The organism is Brevundimonas subvibrioides (assembly GCF_027271155.1).
Taxonomy (GTDB): Bacteria; Pseudomonadota; Alphaproteobacteria; order Caulobacterales; family Caulobacteraceae; genus Brevundimonas; species Brevundimonas subvibrioides_D.
In genome coordinates this window covers 1,717,236-1,743,671 of sequence record NZ_CP114542.1, presented here as the reverse complement: position 1 = coordinate 1,743,671, position 26,436 = coordinate 1,717,236, and the positions used below count along the sequence as shown (strand labels likewise).

Annotated in this window: 31 protein-coding genes; 8 read left to right on the top strand and 23 right to left on the bottom strand. The window is 65.9% G+C overall.

Going from position 1 to position 26,436, the window contains the following annotated elements; all coding sequences use genetic code 11:
• Window positions 1–16: 16 nt before the first annotated feature.
• Window positions 17–199 carry a DUF3606 domain-containing protein gene (locus tag O3139_RS08845; RefSeq protein ID WP_013269402.1) on the top strand — a complete coding sequence of 61 codons (183 nt, stop codon included), beginning with the start codon at window positions 17–19 and terminating at the stop codon, window positions 197–199.
• 1 nt (window position 200) lies between these two features.
• Here O3139_RS08845 and O3139_RS08840 read toward each other — a convergent pair whose 3' ends face one another.
• From O3139_RS08840 to recO, 11 genes are all read right to left on the bottom strand, one after another.
• On the bottom strand, window positions 201–896 hold the full coding sequence (locus O3139_RS08840; protein WP_269513648.1) for a VIT1/CCC1 transporter family protein: 696 nt from the start codon (window positions 894–896) through the stop codon (window positions 201–203).
• Between the two features lie 43 nt (window positions 897–939).
• Window positions 940–2,346, bottom strand: coding sequence for a dihydrolipoyl dehydrogenase (gene lpdA / locus O3139_RS08835; protein ID WP_269513646.1), 1,407 nt, complete (start codon window positions 2,344–2,346; stop codon window positions 940–942).
• 1 nt (window position 2,347) lies between these two features.
• Window positions 2,348–2,827: a glutathione peroxidase gene (locus O3139_RS08830; protein ID WP_269513643.1), complete on the bottom strand. Its 480-nt coding sequence runs from the start codon at window positions 2,825–2,827 to the stop codon at window positions 2,348–2,350.
• An 8-nt stretch (window positions 2,828–2,835) separates the two neighbouring features.
• Window positions 2,836–4,110: a pyruvate dehydrogenase complex dihydrolipoamide acetyltransferase gene (locus O3139_RS08825; protein WP_269513641.1), complete on the bottom strand. Its 1,275-nt coding sequence runs from the start codon at window positions 4,108–4,110 to the stop codon at window positions 2,836–2,838.
• Entirely contained in the window at window positions 4,107–5,492 is a 1,386-nt protein-coding gene (locus tag O3139_RS08820) for a pyruvate dehydrogenase complex E1 component subunit beta (RefSeq protein WP_269513637.1), read from the bottom strand. The genes O3139_RS08825 and O3139_RS08820 overlap by 4 nt, the downstream gene beginning before the upstream one ends.
• Window positions 5,489–6,523: a pyruvate dehydrogenase (acetyl-transferring) E1 component subunit alpha gene (gene pdhA, locus O3139_RS08815; RefSeq protein ID WP_269513634.1), complete on the bottom strand. Its 1,035-nt coding sequence runs from the start codon at window positions 6,521–6,523 to the stop codon at window positions 5,489–5,491. Before pdhA ends, O3139_RS08820 begins: the two co-directional genes overlap by 4 nt.
• A gap of 127 nt (window positions 6,524–6,650) precedes the next feature.
• Complete coding sequence (locus tag O3139_RS08810) at window positions 6,651–6,968, bottom strand: FtsB family cell division protein (protein ID WP_269516451.1); 318 nt, start codon at window positions 6,966–6,968, stop codon at window positions 6,651–6,653.
• 123 nt (window positions 6,969–7,091) lie between these two features.
• Complete coding sequence (locus O3139_RS08805) at window positions 7,092–8,108, bottom strand: M48 family metallopeptidase (protein WP_269513631.1); 1,017 nt, start codon at window positions 8,106–8,108, stop codon at window positions 7,092–7,094.
• Window positions 8,109–8,114: 6 nt separating this feature from the next.
• On the bottom strand, window positions 8,115–8,684 hold the full coding sequence (locus tag O3139_RS08800; RefSeq protein ID WP_269513629.1) for a LemA family protein: 570 nt from the start codon (window positions 8,682–8,684) through the stop codon (window positions 8,115–8,117).
• Window positions 8,685–8,758: 74 nt separating this feature from the next.
• Complete coding sequence (gene parC, locus O3139_RS08795) at window positions 8,759–10,960, bottom strand: DNA topoisomerase IV subunit A (RefSeq protein ID WP_269513627.1); 2,202 nt, start codon at window positions 10,958–10,960, stop codon at window positions 8,759–8,761.
• Window positions 10,961–10,999: 39 nt separating this feature from the next.
• On the bottom strand, window positions 11,000–11,731 hold the full coding sequence (gene recO / locus O3139_RS08790; RefSeq protein WP_269513625.1) for a DNA repair protein RecO: 732 nt from the start codon (window positions 11,729–11,731) through the stop codon (window positions 11,000–11,002).
• Between the two features lie 94 nt (window positions 11,732–11,825).
• On the opposite strand from recO, the gene O3139_RS08785 reads away from it, so the two are divergent.
• Complete coding sequence (locus O3139_RS08785; RefSeq protein WP_269513622.1) at window positions 11,826–12,737, top strand: hypothetical protein; 912 nt, start codon at window positions 11,826–11,828, stop codon at window positions 12,735–12,737.
• 81 nt (window positions 12,738–12,818) lie between these two features.
• On the opposite strand, the gene O3139_RS08780 is transcribed toward O3139_RS08785, so the two are convergent.
• Window positions 12,819–13,310 (bottom strand): nuclear transport factor 2 family protein, encoded by a 492-nt coding sequence (locus O3139_RS08780; protein ID WP_269513619.1) that lies wholly within the window; start codon window positions 13,308–13,310, stop codon window positions 12,819–12,821.
• Between the two features lie 82 nt (window positions 13,311–13,392).
• On the opposite strand from O3139_RS08780, the gene O3139_RS08775 reads away from it, so the two are divergent.
• Entirely contained in the window at window positions 13,393–13,917 is a 525-nt protein-coding gene (locus O3139_RS08775; protein ID WP_269513616.1) for a hypothetical protein, read from the top strand.
• 3 nt (window positions 13,918–13,920) lie between these two features.
• Here the strand turns inward: O3139_RS08775 and O3139_RS08770 are convergent, their stop codons facing one another.
• Window positions 13,921–14,532, bottom strand: coding sequence for a flavodoxin family protein (locus O3139_RS08770; RefSeq protein ID WP_269513614.1), 612 nt, complete (start codon window positions 14,530–14,532; stop codon window positions 13,921–13,923).
• A 128-nt stretch (window positions 14,533–14,660) separates the two neighbouring features.
• Between O3139_RS08770 and O3139_RS08765 the strand changes: the two genes are divergently transcribed.
• The 5 genes from O3139_RS08765 to O3139_RS08745 are packed head-to-tail and all read left to right on the top strand — an operon-like array spanning window position 14,661 to window position 16,848.
• Window positions 14,661–15,008: an ArsR/SmtB family transcription factor gene (locus tag O3139_RS08765; RefSeq protein ID WP_269516450.1), complete on the top strand. Its 348-nt coding sequence runs from the start codon at window positions 14,661–14,663 to the stop codon at window positions 15,006–15,008.
• Window positions 14,992–15,495 (top strand): SRPBCC family protein, encoded by a 504-nt coding sequence (locus O3139_RS08760; protein WP_269513612.1) that lies wholly within the window; start codon window positions 14,992–14,994, stop codon window positions 15,493–15,495. The genes O3139_RS08765 and O3139_RS08760 overlap by 17 nt, the downstream gene beginning before the upstream one ends.
• Before the next feature lies 1 nt (window position 15,496).
• Window positions 15,497–15,991, top strand: coding sequence for an SRPBCC family protein (locus O3139_RS08755; RefSeq protein ID WP_269513609.1), 495 nt, complete (start codon window positions 15,497–15,499; stop codon window positions 15,989–15,991).
• A 21-nt stretch (window positions 15,992–16,012) separates the two neighbouring features.
• Window positions 16,013–16,459 (top strand): VOC family protein, encoded by a 447-nt coding sequence (locus tag O3139_RS08750; protein ID WP_269513607.1) that lies wholly within the window; start codon window positions 16,013–16,015, stop codon window positions 16,457–16,459.
• Window positions 16,456–16,848, top strand: a complete 393-nt coding sequence (locus tag O3139_RS08745) for a DoxX family protein (protein WP_269513605.1) — start codon at window positions 16,456–16,458, stop codon at window positions 16,846–16,848. The genes O3139_RS08750 and O3139_RS08745 overlap by 4 nt, the downstream gene beginning before the upstream one ends.
• Here O3139_RS08745 and O3139_RS08740 read toward each other — a convergent pair.
• The 10 genes from O3139_RS08740 to proS all read right to left on the bottom strand — a co-directional run bounded on the left by O3139_RS08740 (window position 16,832) and on the right by proS (window position 26,414).
• A complete protein-coding gene (locus O3139_RS08740) occupies window positions 16,832–18,097 on the bottom strand; it encodes a serine hydrolase domain-containing protein (protein ID WP_269513603.1) in 1,266 nt (421 codons plus the stop codon). The genes O3139_RS08745 and O3139_RS08740 overlap by 17 nt on opposite strands.
• A 76-nt stretch (window positions 18,098–18,173) precedes the next feature.
• The gene (era, locus tag O3139_RS08735) at window positions 18,174–19,121 is read right to left on the bottom strand and encodes a GTPase Era (RefSeq protein WP_269513601.1); all 948 of its coding nucleotides are present in this window, start codon (window positions 19,119–19,121) and stop codon (window positions 18,174–18,176) included.
• The gene (gene rnc / locus O3139_RS08730; protein ID WP_269513598.1) at window positions 19,118–19,831 is read right to left on the bottom strand and encodes a ribonuclease III; all 714 of its coding nucleotides are present in this window, start codon (window positions 19,829–19,831) and stop codon (window positions 19,118–19,120) included. Before rnc ends, era begins: the two co-directional genes overlap by 4 nt.
• Entirely contained in the window at window positions 19,831–21,093 is a 1,263-nt protein-coding gene (gene lepB / locus O3139_RS14755) for a signal peptidase I (RefSeq protein WP_420022308.1), read from the bottom strand. The genes rnc and lepB overlap by 1 nt, the downstream gene beginning before the upstream one ends.
• A 61-nt stretch (window positions 21,094–21,154) precedes the next feature.
• Window positions 21,155–21,556, bottom strand: a complete 402-nt coding sequence (gene acpS / locus O3139_RS08720; RefSeq protein WP_269513596.1) for a holo-ACP synthase — start codon at window positions 21,554–21,556, stop codon at window positions 21,155–21,157.
• 10 nt (window positions 21,557–21,566) lie between these two features.
• Window positions 21,567–22,334, bottom strand: a complete 768-nt coding sequence (locus O3139_RS08715; RefSeq protein WP_269513593.1) for a pyridoxine 5'-phosphate synthase — start codon at window positions 22,332–22,334, stop codon at window positions 21,567–21,569.
• Window positions 22,331–22,915, bottom strand: a complete 585-nt coding sequence (gene pyrE, locus O3139_RS08710) for an orotate phosphoribosyltransferase (RefSeq protein ID WP_269513591.1) — start codon at window positions 22,913–22,915, stop codon at window positions 22,331–22,333. Before pyrE ends, O3139_RS08715 begins: the two co-directional genes overlap by 4 nt.
• 193 nt (window positions 22,916–23,108) lie before the next feature.
• On the bottom strand, window positions 23,109–23,810 hold the full coding sequence (locus tag O3139_RS08705) for an ABC transporter ATP-binding protein (protein WP_269513589.1): 702 nt from the start codon (window positions 23,808–23,810) through the stop codon (window positions 23,109–23,111).
• Window positions 23,803–25,104 carry a lipoprotein-releasing ABC transporter permease subunit gene (locus O3139_RS08700; protein ID WP_269513586.1) on the bottom strand — a complete coding sequence of 434 codons (1,302 nt, stop codon included), beginning with the start codon at window positions 25,102–25,104 and terminating at the stop codon, window positions 23,803–23,805. Before O3139_RS08700 ends, O3139_RS08705 begins: the two co-directional genes overlap by 8 nt.
• Window positions 25,101–26,414 (bottom strand): proline--tRNA ligase, encoded by a 1,314-nt coding sequence (proS, locus tag O3139_RS08695; RefSeq protein ID WP_269513585.1) that lies wholly within the window; start codon window positions 26,412–26,414, stop codon window positions 25,101–25,103. Before proS ends, O3139_RS08700 begins: the two co-directional genes overlap by 4 nt.
• Window positions 26,415–26,436: the final 22 nt, after the last annotated feature.

Below are 26,436 nucleotides of genomic sequence, written 5' to 3'. Positions count from 1 at the left end.
AAAAGGAAATGCCCTCATGGCCGGCCTGAAGGACAAACGCGGTTTCATCGACAAGGACCGTCTGGACCTGTCGGAGCGCCAGGCCGTCGAATACTGGATGAAGCGCTGGGGCGTGACCCGCGATCAGATCACGGCGGCGCATCGCAAGGCTGGCCGGATGGTCAAGGACATCGCGGCAGAACTCGGCAAGAAGCGCTGACTCAGGTCACCACGCCAAACAGTCGGCCGATGCCCGCTGTGACCGCCAGGGCGATCGCCCCCCAGAAGACGACACGCGCGATCGGCCGGGCCAGGCCCGCCCCGCCGGCGGCGGCACCGAGACCGCCAAGGAAGGCCAGAAAGACCAGGGACGATACGGCCACGACCGGCATAACCCACCCGACGGGCGTGATGAAGACAGCCAGCAAGGGCGCCGCAGCCCCCAGGGTAAACGTCGCGGCAGAGGTCAGCGCGGCCTGGACGGGTCTGGCCGTGGTGAAGGTCGAAATGCCGAGTTCATCCCGTGCGTGAGCCATCAGGGGATCGACCCGCATAAGCTGCTCGGCGACCTGATTGGCGAGGTCCGGGGTCAGGCCACGCTCGACATAGATCTGGCTCAGCTCCCGCATTTCCGCCTCGGGCGATTCCTCCAGCTCGGCCCTTTCCTTGGCCAGATCGGCCTTTTCGGTGTCGGATTGGGAACTGACGGAGACATATTCGCCTGCGGCCATCGACAGGGCCCCGGCCACCAGGCCCGCGACGCCGGCCACCAGCACGGCAGATTTCGAGGACCCCGCGGCGGCCACGCCCATGATCAGACTGGCCGTCGACACGATGCCGTCATTCGCGCCGAGGACAGCCGCCCTGAGCCATCCGACGCGAGAGATGACGTGGCCTTCGAGATGGGATCGCTTCATCTGCGCACAGAGCGCCCTGCTCCGGCCGGACGCAAGCCCTCAGTCAGAGGTGGATCACCCGGCCCCAGGCATCCAGCGCCGCCTCATGCATGGCCTCGGACATGGTCGGGTGCGGATAGACGATGCCGTGGATGTCTTCCTCGGTCGCTTCCATGGTGATGGCGGTGACATAGCCCTGGATCATCTCGGTGACCTCGGCTCCGATCATATGGGCCCCGATCAGGGCCCCGGTCCGGGCGTCGAAGATCGTCTTGACGAAGCCCTCGGTCTCTCCCGAGGCGATGGCCTTGCCGTTCACCCTGAAGGGGAAGCGGCCGATCCTGACTTCACGGTTCGTCTCGCGCGCGCCCTGCTCCGTCACCCCCACCGAGGCGACCTGGGGCTGGGCATAGGTGCAGCCGGCGATGGGCGAATGGACGTTGGGCGAGGCGAAACCGGCGATGTGTTCGGCGGCGTGGATGCCTTCGTGACTGGCCTTGTGGGCCAGCCAAGGCGCACCGGCGCAGTCGCCGATGGCGTAGAGGCCCTTCACATTGGTCTGGCAGTGGCCGTCGATCTCGATATGGCCGCGGTCCATCTTCACGCCGAGCGCCTCCAGCCCGATGCCGTCGGTGTTGGCGGTGATGCCGACCGCCGAGATGCACACCTCGGCCTCCAGGGTCTCGGCCTTGCCGCCGGCCTCGATCGCGACCTGGACACCCTGGCCGCCTCTGGACACCTTTGTGACCTTGCAGCCGGTGCGGAACTTCATGCCGCGCTTTTCGAAGGCCTTCTGGGCGGCCCGGGAGACCTCTTCGTCCTCCACCGGCATGATCCGATCGACCGCTTCCACAACCGTAACATCCGCGCCCAAGGCTCTGTAGAAGCTGCCGAATTCGATTCCGATCGCGCCCGATCCAATGACGACGATCGACCGGGGCATCGACTTCGGTGCCATGGCTTCCCGATAGGCCCAGATACGGTCGCCGTCGGCCTCCAGACCGATCTGGGGAATGGCCCTGGCGCGGGCGCCGACGGCCAGCATGACCGCCCTGGCCTCGACCGTGCGCGAACCGCCCGCCTTGAGGGCGATGACGACCCTGGGGGCCGCCGCACCCTTCTCCAGCCTGGCCGTGCCCTCGATGACCTCGATTTTGTTCTTTTTCATCAGGAAGCCGACGCCCTGATTGAGCTGTTTGGCCACGCCGCGCGAGCGGGCGATGATGGCGTCGAAATCGAATCCGACCTTGTCTGCCGACAGGCCGTAGTCCTTGAGGTGACCGAGGCTCTCGTACTTCTCACCCGACTTCAGCAGGGCCTTGGTGGGGATGCAGCCCCAGTTCAGACAGATCCCGCCCAGGGTCTCACGCTCGACGATGGCGACCTTCAGGCCCAGCTGGCTGGCGCGGATGGCCGCGACATAGCCCCCCGGACCCGAGCCTATGACGACGAGATCAAGCGTATCGGCCATGTCAGATCAGTTTCTCGATATCGGGCACGATGGCCTCGGGTTCGACCTGGGGCGCATAGCGGGCGACCACCCTGCCCTCCCGGTCGGTCAGGAATTTCGTGAAGTTCCACTTGATGTCGCGGCTGCCCAGGAAGCCCTTCTTCTGTTCGGTCAGCCAAGCATAGAGCGGGTGGCGGTTCGGGCCATTGACCTCGATCTTGTCGAACAGCGGGAAGTTCACGTCATAGGTGGCGCTGCAGAACGAGGCGATCTCCGACGCCTTGCCCGGCTCCTGCCCCCCGAACTGGTTGCAGGGAAAGCCCAGCACCTCGAACGGCTGGTCCGCGAACCGTTTGTGCAGGGCTTCCAGTCCCGCATACTGGCCCGTGAAACCGCATTTCGACGCCGTGTTGACGATCAACAGCGCCTTGCCGCGAAACCGCTCCAGCGGCACCTCGGTCCCGTCGATGCCGGTGGCGGCGAAGTCATAGACCGTGCTCATGATCCCTCTCAGGCCAGCATGGTGACAGGGTCTTCGATCAGCGGTTTGAACGCCTGAAGGAACCGTGCGCCCGTTGCGCCATCCACGACGCGGTGATCGCAGGTCAGGGTGACGGTCATCACCGTGGCGACGGCCAGCTGGCCGTTCTTCACCACAGGCCGTTGTTCGCCCGCACCGACGCTCATGATCGCGCCCTGGGGTTCGTTGATGATCGAGCTGAAGGCCTTGATGCCGAACATGCCGAGGTTCGAGACGCTGAAGGTGCCGCCCTGGAACTCCTCGGGTTTCAACTTCTTGTCACGGGCGCGTTTCGCCAGATCCTTCGATTCTACAGCAATTTGCGACAGGGACTTGGTCTCGGCTTTGAAGATGATCGGGGTGATCAGGCCGCCGTCGATCGCCACCGCCATCGCCACGTCGGCATTGTGATGCATCGCGATGCCCTCGGGCGAATAGCTGGCGTTGGCCTCCGGCACGAGTTTCAGGGCCATGGCGGCGGCCTTGATGACGAAGTCGTTGACCGAGACCTTCACGCCCGACTTTTCCAGCATCGCATTGACTCTGGCCCGGGCGGCCAGCAGGGCGTCGATCTCGCAGTCGATGAACAGGGGGAAGTGCGGCACGTTCTGGATCGAGCCGACCATGCGCCGCGCGATCGCCTTGCGCATGCCGTCCAGCGGGATCAGGTCGTAGCTGCCGTCGGGGATGCCCATGTCAGCCAAAGACTGGACCTTGCGCGCCTCGATGGCGGAGGCGGCGGCCGTCGCAGCCGATGCCGCCGGACGCGCGCCACCCTTGCCAGCGGCCTCCACGTCGGCCTTGACGATGCGGCCGTGCGGGCCTGTGCCCTTCAGGGTCGACAGATCCAGACCGGCGTCCCGGGCGAGACGCCGTGCCAGCGGCGAAGCGAAGACGCGGTCGCCGGATTTGGCGGCCGCAGCCGGTTGTGCCGTTGGGGGCGCGGTCGGAGCCGCCGCCGGCGCGGCCTCAGGCGCGGCGATCTTTGCTGGCGGGGCGGCCTTCGGAGCCGGAGCGGCCGAACCGCCCTCCTCCGCCAGCCGGGCGATCGGCGTATTGACCTTCACGCCCTCGGAGCCTTCGGCCACCAGGATGTCGGTGATGGTGCCTTCGTCGACGGCCTCGACCTCCATGGTCGCCTTGTCGGTCTCGATCTCGGCGATCACGTCGCCCGCCTTGACGGAGTCGCCGACCTTGACGTGCCATTTGGCCAGCACGCCTTCCTCCATGGTGGGCGAAAGGGCGGGCATCAGAATGTCGGTCATGCCATCACCGCCTTGACCGCCTTCACGATCTTGTCGACGCCGGGCAGAGACAGGATTTCCAGATTGGCCGCATAGGGTAGAGGCACGTCTTCCTGGTGCACCCGCAAAGGCGGCGCATCGAGATAATCGAACGCGTGCTCGATCACCCGGGCCACGACCTCGGCACCGACGCCCATCGGACCCCAGCCTTCCTCGGCCGAGACCAGGCGGCTGGTCTTCTTTACGCTCTCGACGATGGTCTCGTGGTCCAGCGGGCGCAGGGTGCGCAGATCGATGACCTCCACCGAGATTCCTTCGGCCTCCAGCTGTTCGGCGGCCTGAAGCGCGAAGCCGACCATGCGGGCGTGGGCCGTGATGGTGACGTCGGTGCCTTCGCGCCGGACCTTCGCCTTGCCGATGGGGACCAGCCAGTCCTCGATGTCCGGGACGTCGAACTCGATGCCGTACATCATCTCGTGCTCGAGGAAGACGACGGGGTTCGGGTCGCGGATGGCGGATTTCAGCAGGCCCTTGGCGTCGGCGGCGTCATAGGGGGCGACGACCTTCAGGCCGGGCACCTGGGCATACCAGGCCGAATAATCCTGGCTGTGCTGGGCACCGACGCGCGACGCCGCACCGTTCGGGCCGCGGAACACGATGGGTGCCCGGATCTGGCCGCCGGACATGTACAGCGTCTTGGCGGCCGAATTGATGATGTGGTCGATGGCCTGCATGGCGAAGTTGAAGGTCATGAACTCGACGATCGGCTTCAGACCCGCCATGGCGGCACCGACACCCAGACCGGCGAAGCCGTGCTCGGTGATCGGGGTATCGACCACGCGGCGGTCGCCGAACTCCTGAAGAAGCTCTCGGGAGACCTTGTAGGCCCCCTGGTACTGGGCGACCTCCTCGCCGATCAGGAAGACGGCCTCGTCGCGGCGCATCTCCTCGGCCATGGCGTCGCGCAGGGCGTCGCGCACGGTCGTCTTGACCATTTTTGCGCCGGCCGGGATTTCGGGATCCTTCAGGGCCGGCTTCGGTGTCGGCGTGCCGGTCTCGGCCCGAGCCTTCTCCGGGTCACCGGACTTCGCTTCGGCGGCGTCCGGATTGGCGACGGGCGCTGCGACCGAGGCTGCCTGGGTTGCCGGAGCGGCAGACGCGCCGTCCTCACCCGCCATCCGGGCGATCGGCGTATTGACCTTCACGTTCTCGGAGCCCTCGGCCACGAGGATTTCGGCGATCTCCCCTTCATCGACGGCCTCGACCTCCATGGTCGCCTTGTCGGTCTCGATCTCGGCGATCACATCGCCTGCCTTGACCGTGTCGCCCGCCTTGACGTGCCACTTGGTCAGGGTGCCCTCTTCCATCGTGGGCGACAGCGCCGGCATCAGGATGTCGGTCACGCAGCAGTCTCCACATAGACGTCGGTATAGAGCTCGGACGGATCCGGCTCGGGGCTTTCCTGGGCGAACTGGACGGCCTCGGCGACGATGGCCTTCACCTCGGCGTCGATGGCCTTGATCTCGTCCTCGGTGGCCTTGGCCTGGTCCAGCAGCATCTTGACGTGGTCGATGGGGTCGCGGGTCTTCTTGACCTCGTCGACCTCTTCCTTGGTGCGGTATTTGGCCGGGTCCGACATCGAGTGGCCGCGATAGCGATAGGTCTTCACCTCCAGGATGAAGGGCCCCTCGCCCGCCCGCGCGCGCTTGACCGCCCGCTCGACCGCGTCCTTGACCGCCAGCACGTCCATGCCGTCGACCAGTTCGCCCGGGATGCCGAAACTGGCCCCGCGATGCGCCAGGTCGGTCGTCGAGGACGAGCGCTCGATGCTCGTACCCATGGCGTACTGGTTGTTCTCGATGATGTAGATGGCCGGCAGCTTCCACAGCTGGGCCATGTTGAAGCTCTCATAGACCTGGCCCTGGTTGGCCGCGCCGTCGCCGAAATAGATGAAGGCGACCGAATCATCGCCGCGGTATCTGCCGGCAAAGGCCAGGCCCGTGCCCAGTGCCACCTGCGCCCCGACGATGCCATGACCGCCATAGAAGCCGGTCGGAACGTCGAACATGTGCATCGACCCGCCCTTGCCCTTGGACGACCCGCCGGAGCGCCCGGTCAGCTCGGCCATGACCTCCTTCGGGTCCATGCCGGCGGCCAGCATATGGCCGTGGTCGCGGTATCCGGTGATGATCTTGTCGTGGCCCTGCTTGACGTTGGCCTGAACGCCGACCGCCACCGCTTCCTGGCCGATGTAGAGGTGGCAGAAGCCGCCGATCAGGCCCATGCCGTAAAGCTGCCCGGCCCGCTCCTCGAAGCGTCGGATCAGGACCATCTCGCGATAGTAGGCGAGCAGCTCGTCCTTGGTCGCGGTCGGGGCGTTGGGAATTTTGGCCGAGGCCTTGGATTCCGTGGTCTTCTGGGCGGCTCTCGCCATCCGGCATCTCCCGGGTATGAGCCCCTGGGCGATACGCGCCGCCGGGGCCTCTTCTCGTTACGGAAAGCGGCTGTAGCAGCCTTCGTTCCCCAAAGGCAAAGTGCGCAGGCTCCGCTGTAACAAGAGTTCAGGAGCGCGTGGCGGTCGCCGGCCGGACGGGCGGCGTGCCGACATGGACGACATAGTCGCGGGGGTCGGAAAAGCCGAGCACGGCGCTGGCGCGTTCCTCCAGCAGGTCCCGGGACAGGCTGCCGGTGCGCAGATAGCGAACACGCACCTCGAGATCGGCGCGCTGCTCGCTCAGAGCCGCCAGCTGGGACTTTCGTTGGACCAGACGCGCGTCGCGCGCAGACCCGCTCAGCAGCCCGCGCTCTCCGGTCAGGGCCTGAACGCCCAGATACACGACCAGCAGAAGCAGGACGGCGGAGAGGAAATAGGGTTTCATCCGTTCGAGCAACACGAACGCTCCTTCTGAGCGTGGACACAGTTGATCGTGTGTGACCGAAAATGCCTAACAAACCCTAGCTTGACCGTGAGCGCTGCGTCGAAATCTTCAGCGGCGGAGAAATCACGAGACCGGAACCGCCGTGGTGGCCGTCGATGCGACCGACCCTTCCCTGGAACCGGGGTCGCGGCCGCCGGCGAAACGGATAAGGGCGGCGATCCTCTTCTCGATCGACGGGTGGGTGGCGAACAGCGCATCGGTGAAGCCTTCGCGATCGTTGTCCAGGAACATGCCCTGGACGTCGTCGGGGGCCTGGAGCTTCGATCGGCCCGAAACCTTGCGCAGGGCCGAGATCATGGCGTCGGGGTTCCTGGTCAGCTCGACAGCCCCTGCATCAGCAACATATTCGCGGGTCCGCGACAGCATCATGCGGATGACGATGGCGAAGACATAGCCGACGGCCGCGATGGCAAACCCGATCAGGATCAGCGGCCCGCCATTCTTGTTGTCCCGGCTGCGCCCGCCACTGGCGTAGAACATCCCGCGAAACACCAGCTGGCACAGAACGCTGATGATGCCGGCGAAGATCGAGGCGATGATCATGGTGCGCACGTCCTTGTTGATGACGTGCGTCATTTCGTGGGCCAGCACGGCCTCCATCTCGTCGCGGTCGAGGGCGGCGATCAGGCCGCGCGTGACCGTCACGCTGTAGTGGCCCTCGCGGATGCCGGAGGCGAAGGCGTTGAGGCTGTCGCTGTCGATGATCCGGAGCGTGGGCGTCTGCAGACCGCGCGAGATCGCGAGATTTTCCAGCAAGTTATACAGCTGAGGCTCATCCCGGCGCTCAACCTTGCGGGCCCCGGTCATGGCGTCGATCATGGCCTGATTGCCGAACCAGGCGATGGCGAACCAGATCAGGGCAACGACGACGGCCAAAGGTATCGTGCCCGCCAGCATCGACAGGGCCAGACCGATGTCCTGGCCGAGCGTCCCTCCGGAATTGGGCAGGAAGCCGAACCCCATCAGCACCAACTCCAGCCCGAAAAGCACGAGCGTCAGCATGACCGGAAAGCCGATCAGCAGCAGGGTCGAACGCGTGTTGTTCGCCCAGATGTGGGTCTGCAGCCCGACGGCGGCCATTTGAGGCTAGAACTTCACCGAGGGCGGCGCGGCGGTCATGGCCGCCCGGTCGGCGGTGTCGACGGCAAAGAAGGGCTTTTCGGTGCCAAAGCCGAACAGGCCGGCGAACAGCACGGTCGGGAACTGGGCGCGCACGGCGTTGAACTCGGCCACGGCGTTGTTGAAGAAGCGACGGACGGCCGCCAGCTTGTTCTCGATATCGCTCAGCTCGCGCTGCAGTTCCAGGAAGTTGGTGTTGGCCTTCAGGTCCGGATAGGCCTCGGCCACGGCGAACAGCCTGCCCAGGGCCCCGGTCAGCATGTTGTCGGCATTGACCTTCTGATCGACCGTCGTGGCTCCGGCGGCAGCGGCACGGGCCTGGGTCACCGCGTTCAGCGTACCCTGCTCATGGGCGGCATAGCCCTTTACCGTCTCGACCAGATTGGGAATCAGGTCGTTGCGCTGCTTCAACTGCACATCGATGTCGGCGAACGCCTGGTCGGCCTTCTGATCCAGCGCGACCAGCTTGTTGTACGCGCCCAGCACGACGAAGCCGAGCACGGCGATGATGACGACGATGACGATAATGGCGGTCATGACAGGGTCCCTGTGAGGCCCGGATTATCGCGCGATCGGACCGGTGCGGCCAGTGAAATCGCGGTAAGCCGGTGTCAGCGGAACTTGCGCAATCCCCGCGGTCCCATCCGCCCTGCCCCGGCGCGCTTGCCCAGCCAGTCCTTCCAGTCGGGCCAGTTGCGACGGCGCCCGCCCCCGTCGACCCATTCCGGCCCGTGCGCCCCGTCGAACAGGGCGATGTCCGTCAGACCGCCCTGCTTGAACGACTGCAGCTTCACGCCCTTGCCCCGTCCCATCTCGGGGAGCTCGTCGGCCTTGAAGATCAGGGTCTTCAGGTTTTCGCCGATGGTGACGATGTGGTCGCCGTTGACCCGGAGCGCGGCCAGCAGCTCGCCGTTCAGGACCTGTTTGCCGCCGCGCTTCTGGGCCAGCAACTCGTCTTCCGGCGCGATGAAGCCATAGCCGGCCTTCGACGCGATCAGCAGCTTCGCGCCGGGCTGATGGGCGAGGACCGCGACGATGCCGGCGCTCTCTTCCAGCTCAACCATCAACCGCAGCGGCTCGCCGTGGCCGCGTCCGGACGCCAGCTTGTCGGCCCCCACCGTAAAGACGCGGCCGTCGGACGCCGCGACGAACAGCTTGTCGGTCGTGAAGGCCGGCACCAGAAAGCCCAGGGCGTCGCCTTCCTTGAACTTCAGCTCGGAGGGATCCTCGACCTTGCCCTTTACGGCACGGATCCAGCCGCGTTCGGACAGGATCACGGTGATCGCCTCGCGCGGGATGAAGGCCTCGGCTGGCACGAAGGCGGACGCGTCGACAGCCTCGGCGATGGTCGTGCGGCGCGGCGACACCATCACCTTGCGCGTCGCCGCCAGCTCCTGCCCGATCTTCTTCCACTGTTTGGCGGGCGATGAAGTCAGTGACTGCAACGAGGCCAGTTCCTCGGACAGGGCCTTGTATTCATTCTCGATCGTCATTTCCTCGATCCGCGCCAGCTGACGCAGGCGGGTGTCGAGGATGAAGTCGGCCTGGGTTTCCGACAGACCGAAGCGGGCGATCAGGACGGCCTTGGGCTGCTCCTCCTCGCGCACGATGCGGATGACCTCGTCCAGGTTCAGGAAGACGATCCGCAAGCCTTCCAGAAGGTGCAGCCGCTTCTCGACCCGCTCGATCCGCCAGGCCGAGCGCCGGTTCAGCACCTCGCGCCGGTGATCCAGGAAGGCCTGCAGGCAGCCCTTCAGCCCCATGACGCGCGGCGTGCCCGTGGCGTCCAGCACGTTCATATTGACGGGAAAGCGGACCTCCAGGTCCGACAGACGGAACAGGCTTTCCATCAGGCTGTCGGCATCGATGTTGCGGCTCTTGGGGTCGAGCACGATGCGGATGTCCTCGGCGGACTCGTCGCGCACGTCCCCCAGCAGCGGGGCCTTCTTCTGCTCGATCAGCTCGGCCAGGGCCTCGATCAGCCTTGATTTCTGGACCTGATACGGCACCTCGGTGATGACGATCTGGTAGCCGCCGCGCTCCAGCGGCTCGCGCTCCCAGCGGGCGCGCAGGCGCACGCCGCCGCGGCCCGTCTCATAGGCGTCGAGGATCGAGGCCTGCCCCTCGACCGCCACGCCGCCCGTGGGGAAGTCCGGCCCCGGCACGATCCCGGTCAGCTCCGCCGTGGTCGTCTCGGGATTGTCCAGAAGGACCAGACAGGCGTCGATCAGCTCTCCGACATTGTGTGGCGGGATCGAGGTCGCCATGCCCACGGCAATGCCGGACGATCCGTTGGCCAGCAGGTTGGGGAAGCCGGCCGGCAGGACCGTCGGTTCTTCATCCTGATCATCATAGGTTGGACGAAAGTCTACGGAATCCTGATCGATTCCGTCCATCAGCAGCATGGCCGCGGGGGTCAGCTTGCACTCGGTGTAGCGCATGGCCGCAGCGTTATCGCCGTCGATGTTGCCGAAGTTTCCCTGCCCGTCCACCAGCGGATAGCGCTGGGCGAAGTCCTGGGCCAGGCGCACAAGGGCATCGTAGATCGAGGCGTCGCCGTGGGGGTGGTAGCCGCCCATGACCTCGCCTACGACCTTGGCGCATTTGCGTGCCGCCGCCTGCGGGTTTAGCCGCATCTGGTGCATGGCGTAGAGAATCCGACGGTGCACGGGCTTGAACCCGTCACGCACGTCGGGCAGCGCCCGGTTGGTGATCGTCGACAGGGCATAGGCCAGATAGCGGCGCGAAAGCGCGTCACTCATAGGTTCGTCGACGATACGGCCGCCTTCGGGCGGGGGAGTGTGGAGGGTCATGGACTGCGAATCGGCTGGTTTGACGGTGCAGTCTAGCCCCTAAAGACGGCCCTGCTCTGCCAGCTTGTCGATCATCCAGACCCGCGCTTCCGGGAGTGGCCGGTTCTGGGGATGGAAGACGAACTGCTCCAGGAAATGCCCGGTCAGATCCAGACCCGCGCGCACGTCGCCGTCCCGCAATCCAGCTTGCGCACCCAGCATGAAGGGCGGAAGTTTCAATAACTTGCCGGCATAGGGTGCCCCCGCATCTGAACTCACAGCCCGACCGGTCCGGGGACTGACCCAGATCAGATCGTCCATCGAACCGGTGACGGCACAGCGCGACAGATCGAGCCCAAACCCCAGATCCTCCAGCAGCCCAGCCTCGAACCGTACGAAGATCGCCGGCCAGACCGAGGGGATCCGGAAGGCCGACATCAGGGCCTCGAACGCCAGGAAGGCCCCGGGATGCGGCTCGCGCTCCGGCAGGGCGCCCTGGGCGACCGCCGCGGCGGCCGCGAGGCCTGTCAGGGCCAGGCCATCGTCGAACAGGGCGCTCGGTCCCTCCCCCACCGGTTCCAGCCGCGCCGACCCCAGATGATCGGACGTCCGGGCCCGGTAGTCGGCGATGACCCGCGCACCAGCCTGCAGGAAGGGCTTCATACGGCGCGACGCCCCTCCGGCCACATAGGCGGCATGCCGTCCGTGAGTCTCGGTCAGCAGGTCGACCACGACGCCCGTGTCGCCATGGGCCCGCGCCGACAGGACGAAGGCTTCTTCGTGGAACTCCATAAATCACCTAACCGCGAGCTCTTCGCCTCTACAACGCGCTCTCTTGCACATCCCCCGTCCCATGATACCCGGAGTTGCAAGGGGGAACTTCCAGATGCAGAACGACACCGAATTTTCGTTTGACGAGCGCCTGGCGGCAACCAGGGCCCGACGGAAAGCGCGGGAACGAAAGATAGTGCCGTGGCTGATCACTGCGGTTGCCATAACGGCGGTGTGGGCCTTCCTTGGGTCGGTCAGCCAGGTGCCCTCTGGCTCTATGGCGTACGATATCGGCACGTCTGTCGGCCAAGCCCTGTTCATCGGGTTGTTCGTTGGGTTTGTGCTATGGTTGATAGCTGGACGCAGGTTGGCACCCGATCGAGTTGGAGGGCACCTTGCGCTTTTGATGGGCGTTGCCTTCCTTGCCGCTCTGTTGCCGATAGGTTTCGGTTCACTAAGCCGAGGTCAAGCCGGCCGGGACTTTCAACTACTGGCCCAAGACCGGGGCGAGTTCTTGCGAGAGATCGCGGTAATCGAGGCGAGAAGCGCAACTGCGTTAGCCGTCTTTGATTCACAGGACGTGATGGCTCCTCAGGCGCTTAAGGATCTTCGCGGCATAGACGTAGCTAGGGCCGAGCTAAGCGAACTCAAGGCGGCGGCAAAGGCAAACGCTGCGGAGGCTCGGACTCTAGAGGCCGAGTTCTCCACACGGCTGCGCAACAGGATAAGCGACAACGAAGACCTGCAACAGTTTGATCGCGGTCGCAGGGACGCAATGGCCGAGTTCGACCGCATAATCGAGTTGGACAGCGCGATTTATACGTCGATGGAAGCGCAACTTGACATCCTAGAGAGGCAAAGGTGGCAGCCGTCAGGAAGAGAGTTCGTTTTCAGCAATGAAAGCGACCTCGCGGCCTTTAATGAAGAGGCGAGAAAGCAGGAGACAGCTGCAGCTGAGATTGAACAGCTGAAAGCGGCGGCGGCTAGACGCAAAGACGCATTTGATGACTTCATGCAAGGCCGTTGAGTCTTCCTGCCTTGCGCCAACACGCCGCTGCCAGTTCGATCCCTCGTGCCGAAAGGATGAACGCTTCTTCGTGGAACTCCATCAGGGGGCCGGGGCCTGATTCGCCGCTTCGTATGTCCTGATGATGCGGGCGATGGGGCTGGTCAGATCGTTCGGGACGGCCAGGCTCAGGACGTATTGCTCGATCTTCCAGCCGTCGTCGGTCAGGCGCATGACGCCGGAACCCCGCGTGCGGCCATAGGTGTCGTTGGTCAGCTGTTCCTCGAACCAGGCGATGCAGCGGCATTCGATCGGGGCGACGGTGATGACCCGCGACGTGGCCGGGTAGGACCAGCCCTGGCCGCGCGCAAAATAGGGACCGACGTAACCGCGCAGCTCCTCCAGCGTCCAGTGCTCGCCCGCGTCGGTCCCGACGAAACGGGCGTCAGGGGCATAGAGGGCGAAATAGGCATCTGCGTCGGCGGCCGCGGAAGCGACGTTCAGTTGATCGAGGACGGCAGCGACTTGCGCTTCCGCCGGATCCGGCACCGTCTGGACGGCGGCGGCCGCCAGAAAGATCATAAACAGGGACATGCGGGCTCCTTGGCGTTCGGGTTCCACGCTAGACGAGCGGCGCGGGTTGACCTAGCTTTCGAATGGAAAACGGAGTTCGGCCATGTCGCGCGTCCTGGCGCTTACTGCGATTGTGGCCTGCGCCCTGTGTCTGTCGGCGTTTCAGGCCAATCCCGGCTATTCTTGGAAGCCGCCGGCTGGCTGGACCACCCGGGACAACGGCGAGACCCCCTCCCTGACGACCTATTTCGCTCCCGATGGCTTCACCAACTGTATCGTCGAGACCAGGCCGATCGCGGCGTGGAATGATGCAACCCAGGACCAAGTCAACGCCCTGGCCGCCACGCCTTTCACTCCGGAGGGCTGGGCGGACCTGATCGGCCTTCAACCCTCGCAGGTGAGCCTGCTCGCCAGCGAGACCCGCCCCACGGACGGCTATTACGTTCAGTTCGGCACGTTCGACATTGCAGAAGGCGCGACGGAGGCCCCGATATCGCTCAGGGTGCGGATGGTGGCCATTCTGCTGGTCGGTCGGATCGTTCTGGCGGGCTGCTTCAGCACAGTCGAAAACTACCCGGGCGTGGAGAGCGTCTTCGAACAGACGCTGTCGTCGGTGCGCGCCCGCTGAGGTCTACGCGCCGCCTTCCGGAACCGGATAGGTTTCCGGCGTGATGGCCTTGGCGACGGCGATCAGGTTGCGGGCGGCATTCCGGCCCACGCGGTCGGAATAGTCATGCCCCTGGTCGGTCTCGGAGTAGTCCGGTCCCGGACCTGGTCCGAGGTGCCAGTAGGTCCAGCTCTGCCCGGGGATGGTGAATCCCATATCGATCAGTCCCTGGCAGACCGTGGCGACGATGTTGTGGGCACCGTCCTCGTTCCCGGTCACCACGACGCCCGCGACCTTGCCGAAGGCGACAGGTCGGCCGCTGTCATCGGTTTCTTCGAACCAGGCATCCATCCGCTCCAGCGCGCGCAGGCAGACGCTGGACATCTGACCCAGCCATGTCGGAGTCGCGAACACGATGATGTCGGCGGCTTTCAGCCTCGCGTCGATTGCGGGCCAGCCGTCTCCCCTGCCCTCATCGGCGGTCACGCCGGGCCGAATATCGTGATCGACCAGGCGGATCATCTCCACTTCTGCGCCAGCCTTCCGGAGTTCGGCCGAGACGACTTTGGCCAGGGCTTCGGTGTTGGAAGGCTCCGGCGAAGCCTTGAGGGTGCAGCTGAGAATGACGGCGCGCATGACGATCTCCATTGGGGTTCGCCTCCAACGAGATCAGGCCGGGTGCGTTCCGCCGCGTGTTTAACGGGTCGGTTGACAACACGGTCGTGCCGTTACATTTAACCAGTCAGTTTAATGTCAAAACCGTCATGCAACCCGACCTCCTCTCCGCCCGGTTCGCCGCCCTCGCCGACCCGACCCGTCGGGCCATCCTGGCGCGTCTGGCCGAGGGCGAGGCCAGTGTGAACGATCTCGCGGCACCTTTTGACATGAGTTTACCTGCCGTTTCCAAGCATCTGAAGGTTCTGGAAAAAGCGGGCCTGATTTCGCGCGGACGGGAAGCGCAATGGCGACCAGCGCGCTTGGAGCCGATGGCGCTGAAAGGCGTCGCCGAATGGCTGGACCACTACCGTCGATACTGGGACTCCAGCTTCGACCGCCTCGAAACCTACCTGCAGAAAATCCAGAAGGGGGATCCTCATGGTCCACGAAACTGAGACGGCCGATCCGTGCGTCGCCACCGGCGCCCACCAGCATCACCTCGTCCTCGACCGCGTACTGAACGGTACGGCCGAAAAAATCTGGAAGGCGTGGATGACGCCGGAAATCCTCGCCCAATGGTTCTGCCCCAGGCCGTGGACGATCACCGACGCGGTGATCGAGCCCGAGGTCGGGGGTCGGTTCGCCTTCGTCATGCATGGTCCGAATGGTGAGGTCATGCCGAACGACGGCGTGTTCCTGCTGGCCGAACCCAATCGTCGATGGATCACCACGGATGCTTTCGTGAAGGGGTGGTTGCCCGCAGGCCTGCCGTTCATGTCGGCGGAAGTGGCGCTGACGCCTTTGCCCGACGGCCGGACCCGTTACGTCGCTACGGCCCGCCACTGGAACGAGGCCACCATGAAGCAGCATGAGGCGATGGGGTTCCACGACGGCTGGGGTACGGTCGCCGATCAGCTGAATGCCCTGTTGCCGACGCTCTGAGATGTCGCTGGCCAAAAGTCTCCTGCCCGACCTGCCGGCTCTGCTGCCGCACCGCCTCGACCTGACGCGTGTCTTCGATGCGCCGCGTCCTCTGGTCTGGGCCGCCTGGACCCGGCCCGAGATGCGGGTCCACTGGCTGGGTCCGGTCGAATGGCCGATGGTCTGGGGAACCAACGACCTGCGGGTGGGCGGACAATGGCGCGCCTGCCTCCGGTCCGTCGAGACCGGCGCGGACCTCTGGCAGGGGGGACACTACCGCGAGATCGACGAGCCCCGACGCCTGGTCTTTACCTTCAGGTGGGACGAGAGCCATGAAGACGGTCCTCCCGCAGAGACGCTGGTGACCGTCGATCTGCACGAAACCGCCGACGGCCGCACCCGGATGGACTTCACCCATGAGGGCCTGAAGTCCGAACGAAGTCTGGCCGGCCACACCCATGGCTGGACCTCGACAATGGACCGGCTGGAGGCCTGGCTCGCCGCCAATCCCGACTGACAACACGCAGAGGAGACCAGAATGAAACTCGTGACGAGCCTGAGCTTCGCCGGAAATTGCCGGGAAGCCTTCGAATTCTACGCCCGGGTTCTGGGCGGCAAGATCACGGCTGCCATGACCTACGGCGACGGTCCGCCCGGGATGGAGGTGCCGGCCGCCATGAAGGACTGGCTGATGCACTGCTGGCTGCAGGTCGGCGATCAGGCCCTGATGGGTTCGGACATGCATTCGGACTGGGCCACGAAGATCAACGAGCCCAAGAACGGCTTCGATGTCACCTTCCATACCGACAGTGTCGAGGAAGCCCGCCGGGTGTTCGAGGCTCTATCCGAAGGCGGTACGGTCGCCATGGCGTTTTCGGAGATGTTCTGGACGCCCGGCTTTGGCACCCTGACCGACCGGTTCGGCATTCCCTGGATGGTCAACGTCTCGCCCGCCGCCGGCTGGAAGCCGGGAGCTCCGTCGTGAAGGCCTCTCCCGTGGTCTGGACCGGCCGCGTGCTGACCGGCCTCTTTGCCCTCTTCATGCTTGGGGCATCGATCTATCCGAAATTCTTCATGCCCGAGGTCGTGGCCGCGACCATGACGACCAGCGGATGGACGCCGGACAAGACGCTGTTGCTGGGCATCATCGAACTGGCGTGTCTGGTCCTCTACCTGATCCCGCGCACGGCCCTGTTGGGTGCGGTTCTGATGATGGGCTATCTGGGCGGCGCGCTGGCGACGAACCTTCGCGTCGACAATCCCCTGTTCAGCCACACCCTGTTCAGCGTCTATCTGGGTCTGTTCATGTGGGGCGGGCTGTGGCTGAGGAACGCGCAGCTGCGGACGATCTTCCCGATCATGAGGGCGGGATAGCCCTGCCCTCATGATCGGCCAGGGCTGTCGGGAAGGGGTGCCCAAGCGCCTCGGCCATCCCTTGCTGCGAAATCAGCAGAACCTGGGGCTGCTGGTGGTAGTTGTTCGACAGCACAATCACCGCAACCCGGGTGTCCGGCTGCCAGGTCACCAGATTGCGAAAGCCCGACCAGCTTCCGGTGTGATAGATTTCCCAGTCCTGAAAGGCCGGCGTCACCCGCTGGCCGAGGCGATTGGCCATCAGTCCGTACCCCCAGGCGCGATGCGGCAAGCCGCTTCTTTCCCTCGGCTGGTCCGCCGGCGCGTGGTCGGCGATCATCTGGGCGTAGCTGAAAGGCGTCAGCACATGGCCGCCGTGCAGCGCCCGCTCCCAGACCAGCATGTCGTCCAGCGTCGAATACAGCGCACCCGCCCCGGCCACGATCGACACATTCGGCTGGCGCTGGGCCGTCAGCCCGGCCGGGAAGGTCGCATGGCCGGTGACGATGCCGAGATCGCTGTCGTCGTCGAACCCGGTGTCCTGCATGCCGAGCGGCTCGAAGAAGGTGGCTCGCAGATAGTCCGGAAATGCCATGCCGCTGGCCTTCTCGACGATGGCCGCGGCCAGATTGAACCCGGCATTGTCATAGGCCAGCTTCGATCCCGGCGTGAACGACAGGTCGAATACCTTTGAATCCTCCGTCAGTTCGTTCAGCGTCGCCGGCGTGACCCGGCGATCGCCCCAGCCGGGTCGCGCCATCAGGTCCGGGATGCCGGAGGTGTGCGACAAGAGGTGGCTCAGCCGGATCGGAGCCCAGGCGGCGGGACACGGCTGGATCCATTTGCAGACCGGATCGCCGATCGACAGCCTGCCCTCGTCCTGCAGTTTCAGGAGGGCCGCTGCCGTGAATTGCTTGGATACGGACGCCAGACGGAACCGGGACGTGATCCGGTTCGGCGCGCCTGTCGCGACGTCGGCGGTGCCGTAGGCCTGTCGGAAAAGCACCTCGTCGCCGCGCGCCACCAGAACAGCCCCCATGAACCGACCGGCATCCGCCTCGGCTCGCAGGCGGGATGCCAGCAGCGGCAGCGACTCGACGACCTCGACGGGCGGGCGTTCGGGCAGAGCGGCCCGATAGGACGACGGCGTGGGCATCGGCCGTGCCGTCAGGACCGCAGTCAGGGCGGCACCGCCCACCAGCAGAACCGCGCCGATCAGGCTGAGAACGAGACGGGGATGGGCCCCCGACGTACGCGGAACATGGAACATCAGGCTTGGTAACGGCTCCGCGCGATTCGTCACCCCCGACCGGCGTTCCCGCGCTCAACTCTGCGCGAGCGGCAGTCTATACGTCGAAGTCCAGCCCGAACTGGGCATAGAGCGCCCGGCTGTCCTGCCATTTCGGATCGACCTTGACCGTCAGGAACAGATGAACCGGCCGATCCAGCAGTTCGGTCAGCTCCTCGCGCGACTTCTGGCCGATCCATTTCAGGGTCTGCCCGCCCTTGCCCAGCACGATGGGGCGCTGGCTCTCGCGCTCGACGTAGATGGTCTGTTCGATGCGGGCGGAGCCGTCGGCCTTTTCATCGAAGGCCGTGGTCTCGACCGCTGCCGAATAGGGCAGTTCCTCGTGGACGCGCAGATAGACCTTCTCGCGGGTGATCTCGGCGGCCAGCACGCGGATGGGCACATCGGCGGACTGGTCCTCGGGATAGAGCCAGTGCCCTTCGGGCATGGACAGGGCCAGCCGCTTCTTCAGGTCGTCGACCCCGTCGCCGGACAGGGCCGAGATCATATAGACCTCGGAATAGACGCCCGTTTCGAACAGGGCGTGCGACAGGGCCAGCAGGGTGTCGCGACGCATGCCGTCGATCTTGTTCAGGGCCAGAATGACCTGGGTGTCGGTCGCCTTCAGATTGGCGATGATGGTCTCGGTGTCTTCGGCCGAGCGGCGGTCGGCGGCCTGGCCTTCCTTGCCCTCGGACGCGATATGCGAGGCGGCGTCGATCAGATGAACGACCACATCGGCGTCCTGGGCTCCGCCCCAGGCCGAGGCGACCATGGCCCGGTCCAGCCGACGCCGCGGGGTGAAGATGCCGGGCGTATCCACCAGAACGATCTGGGCCTCGCCCTCCATGGCGATGCCGCGCACGGGAAAGCGCGTCGTCTGGACCTTCTGGGTGACGATGGAGACCTTGGACCCCGTCAGCCGGTTTACCAGCGTGGACTTGCCGGCATTGGGCGCGCCGATGATGGCGGCGAAGCCCGCGCGGGGGTTCTGGGGTTCGGTCAAATCACGCCTTCTCGTTGCAACAATGCGGTCGCGGCCGCCTTTTCCGCGTCCTGACGCGAACGCCCCCTGGCGGTCAAGGGTTCGACGCCCTCGATGGAAACCTCGACCGTAAATGTCGGGGCATGGTCGGACCCGGTCTGGGACGCCACGCGATAGGCCGGCAGGGGCCGGCCCTGCCCCTGGGCCCACTCCTGCAGCGCGGATTTCGGATTGTTCAGGGCACGCGGCGCGGGCGAGGACAGTTCCTGGTCCCAGGCCCGGTCGAACATCGCGCGGGCCGCATCCAGGCCGCCATCGAGGAACACCGCTGCCAGCAGGGCTTCGACCGCATCGGCCACGACGCCTTCCTTGCGGCGGCCTCCGCTCTTGCTCTCGCCGGGCGACAGGCGAAGGGCCTCGCCGATCCCGAGGGCTTCACCCACCCGGCCGCAGGCGTGCTTGTCGACCAGGGCGTGCAAACGCGCGGACAGTTCGCCCTCGTCTGCCGCCGGAAAGTCGTGGTGAAGGCGCTGGGCGACCAGCAGACCCAGCACCCGGTCGCCCAGAAATTCCAGCCGTTCATTGTGGCGCGCGGGCTTGCCCGCGGCCTTGTCGGCCCCCTCGCCCACGCTGGAATGGGTCAGGGCCCGCTCCAGCAGGGCGGGGTCGCGGAAGACGTAGCCGATGCGGTCGACCAGAGCGGCCACCGCATCGGCGCGGGCATTCGCCATCAGTCGAGGATCTTGAAGAAGCGGCTCAACCGGATGTTCTGGAACCAGCTGACGGGGTTCCACAGCGAGGCACCCGGCGACCAGGAGAACATGATGATCTCGGCCTTGCCGACCAGATTCTCGTCCGGCACCAGGCCCACACCGGCGGATTGCTGCACGCGGCTGTCGATCGAGTTGTCGCGGTTGTCGCCCATCATGAAATAGTAGCCGACCGGAACCTCATAGACGCCCGTGTCGTCCAGATCGCCGCCCGGACCGAAGTCCTGGGTCATGAAGGTCTTGCCGTTGGGCAGGGTCTCGCGGACCTCCGTCACCGGACGCGGGCCGAAGACGTCGGCGACCTCTGCCGCGCCCACGGTCACATCCTGAACCGGCGTGCCGTTGATGTAGAGTTTGTTGGCGATCATCTGGATCTTGTCGCCGGGCAGGCCGATCACCCGCTTGATGTAGTCGGTCTTGTCGTCGCGCGGCAATTTGAAAACGACGATGTCGCCGCGGTTCGGCGCGCGGCCCAGAACCCGGTCATCGCCCAGTGGCAGGTTGACCGGCAGGCCCGACGAGAACCTGGAGTAGCCATAGGTCCATTTGGAGACGACGATATAGTCGCCCTCATAGAGGTTCGGCTCCATCGAGGCCGAGGGGATGGTGAAGGGCTGGAACAGCAGCACCCGCAGGACGAAGGCGATGGCCAGGGCCACGACGATGGTCTTGACGATTTCAAGGGTTTCGGAAGCAGCCGAGCCGCCCTCGTCTTCATCCCGCACGGCAACGCGCGCCGCAGCCGGGATCTTTTCCTTGTGATCGTCGAACGGCGCGTCTCCCTGGTCGCTCCAGATCGGCTGGGGCGCAGACGACGAGGTCACGGGCTCGGCGGCGACCGGTTCGACGGGTGCGTCGGTTTCGGCAGCCGGTGCGGTGGAAGGCTCTTCGATGGCCGGTTCCTGTTCGGCGGGAGCCTCGGGCTCGTCCGCCCCCTCGTGGTGCGCCTCAAGGGCCTCGGGCGCGTCGCTTTCGGACGCTGCGAAGGCCTCCTCGGTCGTTGCGGGCGCGTGATGCTCAGTGGCGTGATGCTCGGCGGCGTGATGTTCGGGTGCGTGATCTTCTGACGCGTGATCTTCGGGTGCGGGTTCCGCAGGCGCAGCGGTCTCCTCGCCCGATCCGACCGGCACGTCCGGCGTCGGAACCGCGTCATCGCTCGGCATCGGAACCACGGCGTCGTGCGCTTCGTCCGCGTGCGGCTCGTGCTTGATCTCTTCGCTCATCGTCTGAAAGCCTGTCCCCGGCCGCGCGGTGCGGCGTCTTCTTCGCACGCGTATATATCGATTACGCCATCGGCAAGGCTTCGATCACCACGAAGGCGAGTGCATAGGGGTGTTCGTCGGACAGCGTCAGATGAATGTGCGCCCTGTGGCCCGGCGGCGTCAACCGCGCCAGGTGGTCGGCCGCCGGTCCGGTCAGGGCCAGGGTCGGCTGTCCGGAGGGCAGATTCACCACCCCCATGTCCTTCCAGTAGACGTCCCGGCGCATCCCGGTGCCCAGCGCCTTGGCGCAGGCCTCCTTGGCCGCGAACCGCTTCGCATAGCTCCAGGCCGCATCGGGCTTGCGCTCCGACCGGGCGCGTTCGATCGCGGTGAAGCATCGGTTCTTGAAGCGGTCGCCGAAACGATCGATCGACGCCTCGATGCGCCGGATGTCCGACAGGTCTGCACCCACCCCGATAATCATGCGCCGATGATCACCGGGCAGGCTCCGGTGCCCGCGCCTCGTCCATCAGAGCCCGCATCCGCCCGATCGCCGGACCCAGTCCGACGAAGATCGCCTCCCCGATCAGGAAATGGCCGATGTTCAGTTCCATGATCTCGGGGATCGCGGCGACCGCGGCGACGGTCTCGTAGTCGATGCCATGCCCGGCGTGGACCTCCAGCCCCAGCGCCCGGGCCTGGGTCGCGCCCGCCTTCAGGGCGATCAGCTCGCGTTCGGCATCGTCCGGCCTGCCGTCGCGCACAGCGTCGCAATAGGCGCCGGTGTGCAGCTCCACCACGGCCGCGCCGGTCCGGTACGCCGCTTCGATCTGGGCCGGATCGGCCCCGATGAACAGGGATACGCGTGACCCGGCGTCGTTCAGACGTCCGACCACGGGTGTGATCCAGTTGTGGCCGCCCACGACGTCGAGGCCACCCTCGGTCGTCCGCTCCTCGCGCTTCTCGGGCACCAGGCATACGGCGTGGGGCCGATGATGCAGGGCGATGGCCAGCATCTCCTGCGTCACGGCCATCTCGAGGTTCAGCGGGCGGTCCTGATCGCGCAGCACGGCCGACAGATGATCGATGTCGGCATCCGAGATATGGCGACGGTCCTCCCGCAGATGGGCGGTGATCCCGTCGGCTCCGGCCTCGAGAGCCTCCCGCGCGGCGCGGACGGGATCGGGATAGAGGCCGCCCCGCGCGTTCCGGACGGTCGCGACGTGGTCGATGTTGACGCCGAGGCGGACGCGTTCGCTCATTTCGACAGCCTGCGACTGCCCGGATCCTCGACGGGCAGGGCTGCGAGTTCGGGCGGCAGGGCGTCGGCGGCATAGGCCGGCACATCCAGCGTGGCCAGGGCGACCAGGGGCACGCCGACGTCGGCGCGACCGCCGGACCGGTCGACGATGCAGGCGGCGGCCACGACATCCCCGCCCGCCTCGCGGATGGCGGCGATGCATTCGCGGCTCGACAGACCCGTGGTCACGATATCCTCGACCATGACCACCTTCTGGCCGGGCTCGACGTGAAAGCCGCGCCGGAGTTTGAATGTGCCGCCCTCGCGTTCGACATACATCGACGGGACGCCCAGATGACGCGCGGTCTCATATCCCGGGATGATGCCGCCCACGGCGGGCGAGATGGCGACATCGACGGGCCCGACGGTGGCGGTGATCTTCTCGGCCAGGGCCTTGCAGAGCCGCTCGCAACGGCGGGCATCCATGAAGACGAGGTTCTTCTGCAGGAAGACCGGGCTGTGCAGGCCCGAGGACAGCACGAAATGCCCCTCGCGCAGGGCACCGGCGGAGCGGAATTCGTCGAGAACGTCTTCGGAGGTCATGGCCTGTTCATAAGCCGTGGAACGCGTGAGGTGAAGGATGATCGGTGACGCAGCCCCCTCTCCGTGCACCCCGGCGAAGGCCGGGGTCCAGATTGCGAGTGCGGCCCCCAATCAGAGATAACCGACCTAAGATCCATCAACCATGTTCGTGAACTGGATCCCGGCCTCCGCCGGGATGCACGGAGAATGGAGATCAGTATTCCCGGCCCTCGGCAGGGCGTTCTGCCAGATGACCGTCCTTCAGAGCGAACACACGGTCCATGTGACCGGCCAGCTCCATGTTGTGGGTGGCGATCAGGGCGGCGACGCCGGTCTCCTTGACCAATTTCTGCAGGGCCTCGAACACCGTCTGGCTGGTGGTCGGGTCGAGGTTGCCGGTCGGCTCGTCGGCCAGCAGCAGGCGCGGGCTGTTGGCCAGGGCGCGGGCAAGGGCCACCCGCTGCTGCTCCCCGCCCGACATCTGCGCCGGCTGGTGCAGGATGCGCTCGGCCAGACCCAGCGACCCCAGGGCCGCCTCGGCACGGGTGCGGGCAGCCGTCTCCGAATAGCCGGCGATCCGCATCGGCAGGGCCACGTTGTCGCGTGCGTCGAACTCCGGCAGCAGATGGTGGAACTGATAGACGAAGCCGATCCGCGACAGGCGCAGCCGCGTGCGCGCCCGCTCGTCGAGGCTGCCGACATCCTCGCCGTCGATCCGGACCTCACCCGAGGTCGGCCGTTCCAGCAGACCGGCGGCATGCAGCAGCGACGACTTGCCCGAGCCCGACGGCCCGATCAGCCCGACCAGTTCACCCGGAAAGACATCGAGGTCGACACCCTTCAACACGGTCAGGTCGCCCTGCCCGGTCGTATAGGTGCGGGTGATCCCGCGCAGGCTGAGGACAGGACTACTCATAACGCAGGGCCTCGACCGGATCGATGCGCGAGGCGGACCACGACGGCGGCAAGCTGGCCACGCAGCTCATGATCAGCGACCAGACCGCGACCCAGAACACGTCCGCGGGATCCACTTCGGCCGGGATGGCATCGAGCATATAAACGTCGGCGTTGAACAGTTGCACGCCCGTGATGGCCTCCAGGAAATGCTGGATCGCGCCAATGTTCATGCAGAACAGCAGACCCAAGGTCAGGCCCGCCAGCGTTCCCGCCACGCCGATGGTCGCGCCTGCCATGAAGAAGACGCGAAGGATCGACGCCGGACTGGCCCCGATGGTGCGCAGGATGGCGATGTCGCGTCCCTTGTTCTTCACCAGCATGACGATGCCCGAAATGATGTTCATGGCCGCGATGGCGACGACAAGGCCGAGGATGATCGACATGGCCGCCCGCTCGACCTTCAACGCGCCCCAGAAGGCGGCCAGACGATCGCGCCAGTCCATCACGAAGGCACCGGGTCCGGCGGCGGCGCGAACGGGCGCGATGTATTCACCGACCCGATCCGGTTCGGCGACCTTCATTTCGATCACGTCCCAGAGGCCTTCCTTGCCGAAGAACAGCTGGGCCTGCTCCAGCGGCATGAAGATGAAGATGCGGTCGTAATCGGCGGTGCCCGACGAATACATTCCGCCGACGCGATAGGTCTTGGACAGACCGCCCAGATTGCCGAACGCCGAGTCCGCGCCGGTCGGCGAATAGATCTGGATCGGGTCCCCGACGCGCAGACCCAGCTGGTCGGCCAGGGCCTGTCCAATCAGGACATTGTCGCCGCCATAGGCACCCTGGCCGAAGCTGGCCTTGGCCTTGGCCGACAGGCTGGACGACACATACTGCATGGTGTCCAGATCCTCGGGACGAAGACCGCGCACCACGCCGCCGGTCGTCTGGCCGCCGGCGATGATCAGGGCCTGGGACTCGGTCAGCGGGCTGACGCTCCGTACGCCCGGAACGGCCTTCAGCCGCGCGACGACCGCGTCGCGATCCGGAGCACTCAACACCTGGCCCTGGACATACATATGCCCGTTGAAGCTCAGCATCCGGCCCAGCAGTTCCGTCCGGAACCCGGCCATGATGCTCATCACACTGATCAGGACCGCGACGGCCAGCATGATGCCGACGAAGCTGATGATGGCGATGGTCGCGACCCCGCCCTCCTTGCGCCTCGCCCGCAGGTAGCGCAGCGCGAGACCGATCTCCCAGGTGGAAAAGGCCCCGGCGGGTTTCGCGGGCGCGTCGAGCGGCGTCGTGGTCAACCGATGTGCTCCAGCGCCTGATCCAGAGGCAGGGTCGACTTCTCGCCCGAGGCCCTGCGCTTCAGCTCGACCACGCCCTCGGCCACGCCCTTGGGCCCGATCGTCAGCTGCCAGGGGATGCCGATCAGGTCGGCGGTCGCGAACTTGCCGCCCGGCCGTTCGTCGGTGTCGTCATACAGCACCGACTTGCCGGCGGCCTCCAGGGCCTCGACGGCCGCCTCGCAGGCCTCGCAGACGCCCGGATCGTTGGCGCGCAGGTTGATGACGACCACGTCGAACGGGGCCACGGCGTCCGGCCAGATGATCCCGGCGTCGTCATGGCTGGCCTCGATGATCGCCCCCAGCAGGCGGGAGACCCCGACACCATAGGAGCCCATGTGGACCTCGGTGTCCTGTCCGTCGGGTCCGGCGACCTTCGCCTTCATCGGGGCGGAGTATTTGGTGCCGAAATAGAAGATATGCCCGACCTCGATGCCGCGCGCGGTCAGGCGATCGGCCGGTGCAGTCTGAGCCTCGAACTGGGCGGCGTCGTGCATTTCCTCGGTGGCGGCATACAGCGAGATGCGGCCGTCCACGATGGCCTGCAGGTCGTTCCAGTCGACGTCGGGACCGGGGGCCGGCATCTCGACCAGGGCCTTGTCGCAGAAGACCTGGCTTTCGCCGGTCTCGGCCAGGACGATGAACTCGTGGCTCAGGTCGCCGCCGATCGGCCCCGTGTCGGCGCGCATCGGCACGGCCTTCAGCCCCATCCGCGCGAAGGTGTTCAGATAGGCCACGAACATGCGGTTGTAGGCCCGCCGCGCCGACGCCTCGTCGATATCGAAGGAATAGGCGTCCTTCATCAGGAACTCGCGCCCGCGCATGACGCCGAAGCGCGGCCGGCGCTCGTCGCGGAACTTCCACTGGATGTGAAACAGGTTCAGCGGCAGCGCCTTGTAGCTCTTCACGAAGCTGCGGAAGATGTCGGTGATCATCTCCTCGTTGGTGGGGCCGTACAGCAGCTCGCGCTCGTGCCGGTCGGTGATGCGCAGCATCTCCGGGCCATAGGCGTCGTAGCGGCCCGACTCGCGCCACAGGTCGGCCAGTTGCAGCGTCGGCATCAGAACCTCGACGGCCCCTGCCCGCTCCTGCTCCTCGCGGACGATCTGCTCGATGCGCTTCAGGACCCGCAGGCCCAGCGGCAGCCAGGCATAGATGCCGGCCGCCTCCTGCTTGATCATCCCGGCCCTCAGCATCAGCTGGTGCGAGACGATCTGGGCGTCGCTGGGCGCCTCTTTGAGCGTGGGCAGGAAGAAGCGCGACAGGCGCATGGGCGTCTCGAATGCGAAGGCG

What these genes read in the sequence shown, in the direction of transcription:
- O3139_RS08845 (WP_013269402.1), top strand. Translation starts at nt 17, where the DNA reads ATGGCCGGCCTGAAGGACAAACGCGGTTTCATCGACAAGGACCGTCTG.
- O3139_RS08840 (WP_269513648.1), bottom strand. Translation starts at nt 896, where the DNA reads ATGAAGCGATCCCATCTCGAAGGCCACGTCATCTCTCGCGTCGGATGG.
- lpdA (WP_269513646.1), bottom strand. Translation starts at nt 2,346, where the DNA reads ATGGCCGATACGCTTGATCTCGTCGTCATAGGCTCGGGTCCGGGGGGC.
- O3139_RS08830 (WP_269513643.1), bottom strand. Translation starts at nt 2,827, where the DNA reads ATGAGCACGGTCTATGACTTCGCCGCCACCGGCATCGACGGGACCGAG.
- O3139_RS08825 (WP_269513641.1), bottom strand. Translation starts at nt 4,110, where the DNA reads ATGACCGACATTCTGATGCCCGCCCTTTCGCCCACCATGGAGGAAGGC.
- pdhA (WP_269513634.1), bottom strand. Translation starts at nt 6,523, where the DNA reads ATGGCGAGAGCCGCCCAGAAGACCACGGAATCCAAGGCCTCGGCCAAA.
- O3139_RS08810 (WP_269516451.1), bottom strand. Translation starts at nt 6,968, where the DNA reads ATGAAACCCTATTTCCTCTCCGCCGTCCTGCTTCTGCTGGTCGTGTAT.
- O3139_RS08805 (WP_269513631.1), bottom strand. Translation starts at nt 8,108, where the DNA reads ATGGCCGCCGTCGGGCTGCAGACCCACATCTGGGCGAACAACACGCGT.
- O3139_RS08800 (WP_269513629.1), bottom strand. Translation starts at nt 8,684, where the DNA reads ATGACCGCCATTATCGTCATCGTCGTCATCATCGCCGTGCTCGGCTTC.
- parC (WP_269513627.1), bottom strand. Translation starts at nt 10,960, where the DNA reads ATGACCCTCCACACTCCCCCGCCCGAAGGCGGCCGTATCGTCGACGAA.
- recO (WP_269513625.1), bottom strand. Translation starts at nt 11,731, where the DNA reads ATGGAGTTCCACGAAGAAGCCTTCGTCCTGTCGGCGCGGGCCCATGGC.
- O3139_RS08785 (WP_269513622.1), top strand. Translation starts at nt 11,826, where the DNA reads ATGCAGAACGACACCGAATTTTCGTTTGACGAGCGCCTGGCGGCAACC.
- O3139_RS08780 (WP_269513619.1), bottom strand. Translation starts at nt 13,310, where the DNA reads ATGTCCCTGTTTATGATCTTTCTGGCGGCCGCCGCCGTCCAGACGGTG.
- O3139_RS08775 (WP_269513616.1), top strand. Translation starts at nt 13,393, where the DNA reads ATGTCGCGCGTCCTGGCGCTTACTGCGATTGTGGCCTGCGCCCTGTGT.
- O3139_RS08770 (WP_269513614.1), bottom strand. Translation starts at nt 14,532, where the DNA reads ATGCGCGCCGTCATTCTCAGCTGCACCCTCAAGGCTTCGCCGGAGCCT.
- O3139_RS08765 (WP_269516450.1), top strand. Translation starts at nt 14,661, where the DNA reads ATGCAACCCGACCTCCTCTCCGCCCGGTTCGCCGCCCTCGCCGACCCG.
- O3139_RS08760 (WP_269513612.1), top strand. Translation starts at nt 14,992, where the DNA reads ATGGTCCACGAAACTGAGACGGCCGATCCGTGCGTCGCCACCGGCGCC.
- O3139_RS08755 (WP_269513609.1), top strand. Translation starts at nt 15,497, where the DNA reads ATGTCGCTGGCCAAAAGTCTCCTGCCCGACCTGCCGGCTCTGCTGCCG.
- O3139_RS08750 (WP_269513607.1), top strand. Translation starts at nt 16,013, where the DNA reads ATGAAACTCGTGACGAGCCTGAGCTTCGCCGGAAATTGCCGGGAAGCC.
- O3139_RS08740 (WP_269513603.1), bottom strand. Translation starts at nt 18,097, where the DNA reads ATGTTCCATGTTCCGCGTACGTCGGGGGCCCATCCCCGTCTCGTTCTC.
- rnc (WP_269513598.1), bottom strand. Translation starts at nt 19,831, where the DNA reads ATGGCGAATGCCCGCGCCGATGCGGTGGCCGCTCTGGTCGACCGCATC.
- lepB (WP_420022308.1), bottom strand. Translation starts at nt 21,093, where the DNA reads ATGAGCGAAGAGATCAAGCACGAGCCGCACGCGGACGAAGCGCACGAC.
- acpS (WP_269513596.1), bottom strand. Translation starts at nt 21,556, where the DNA reads ATGATTATCGGGGTGGGTGCAGACCTGTCGGACATCCGGCGCATCGAG.
- O3139_RS08715 (WP_269513593.1), bottom strand. Translation starts at nt 22,334, where the DNA reads ATGAGCGAACGCGTCCGCCTCGGCGTCAACATCGACCACGTCGCGACC.
- pyrE (WP_269513591.1), bottom strand. Translation starts at nt 22,915, where the DNA reads ATGACCTCCGAAGACGTTCTCGACGAATTCCGCTCCGCCGGTGCCCTG.
- O3139_RS08705 (WP_269513589.1), bottom strand. Translation starts at nt 23,810, where the DNA reads ATGAGTAGTCCTGTCCTCAGCCTGCGCGGGATCACCCGCACCTATACG.
- proS (WP_269513585.1), bottom strand. Translation starts at nt 26,414, where the DNA reads ATGCGCCTGTCGCGCTTCTTCCTGCCCACGCTCAAAGAGGCGCCCAGC.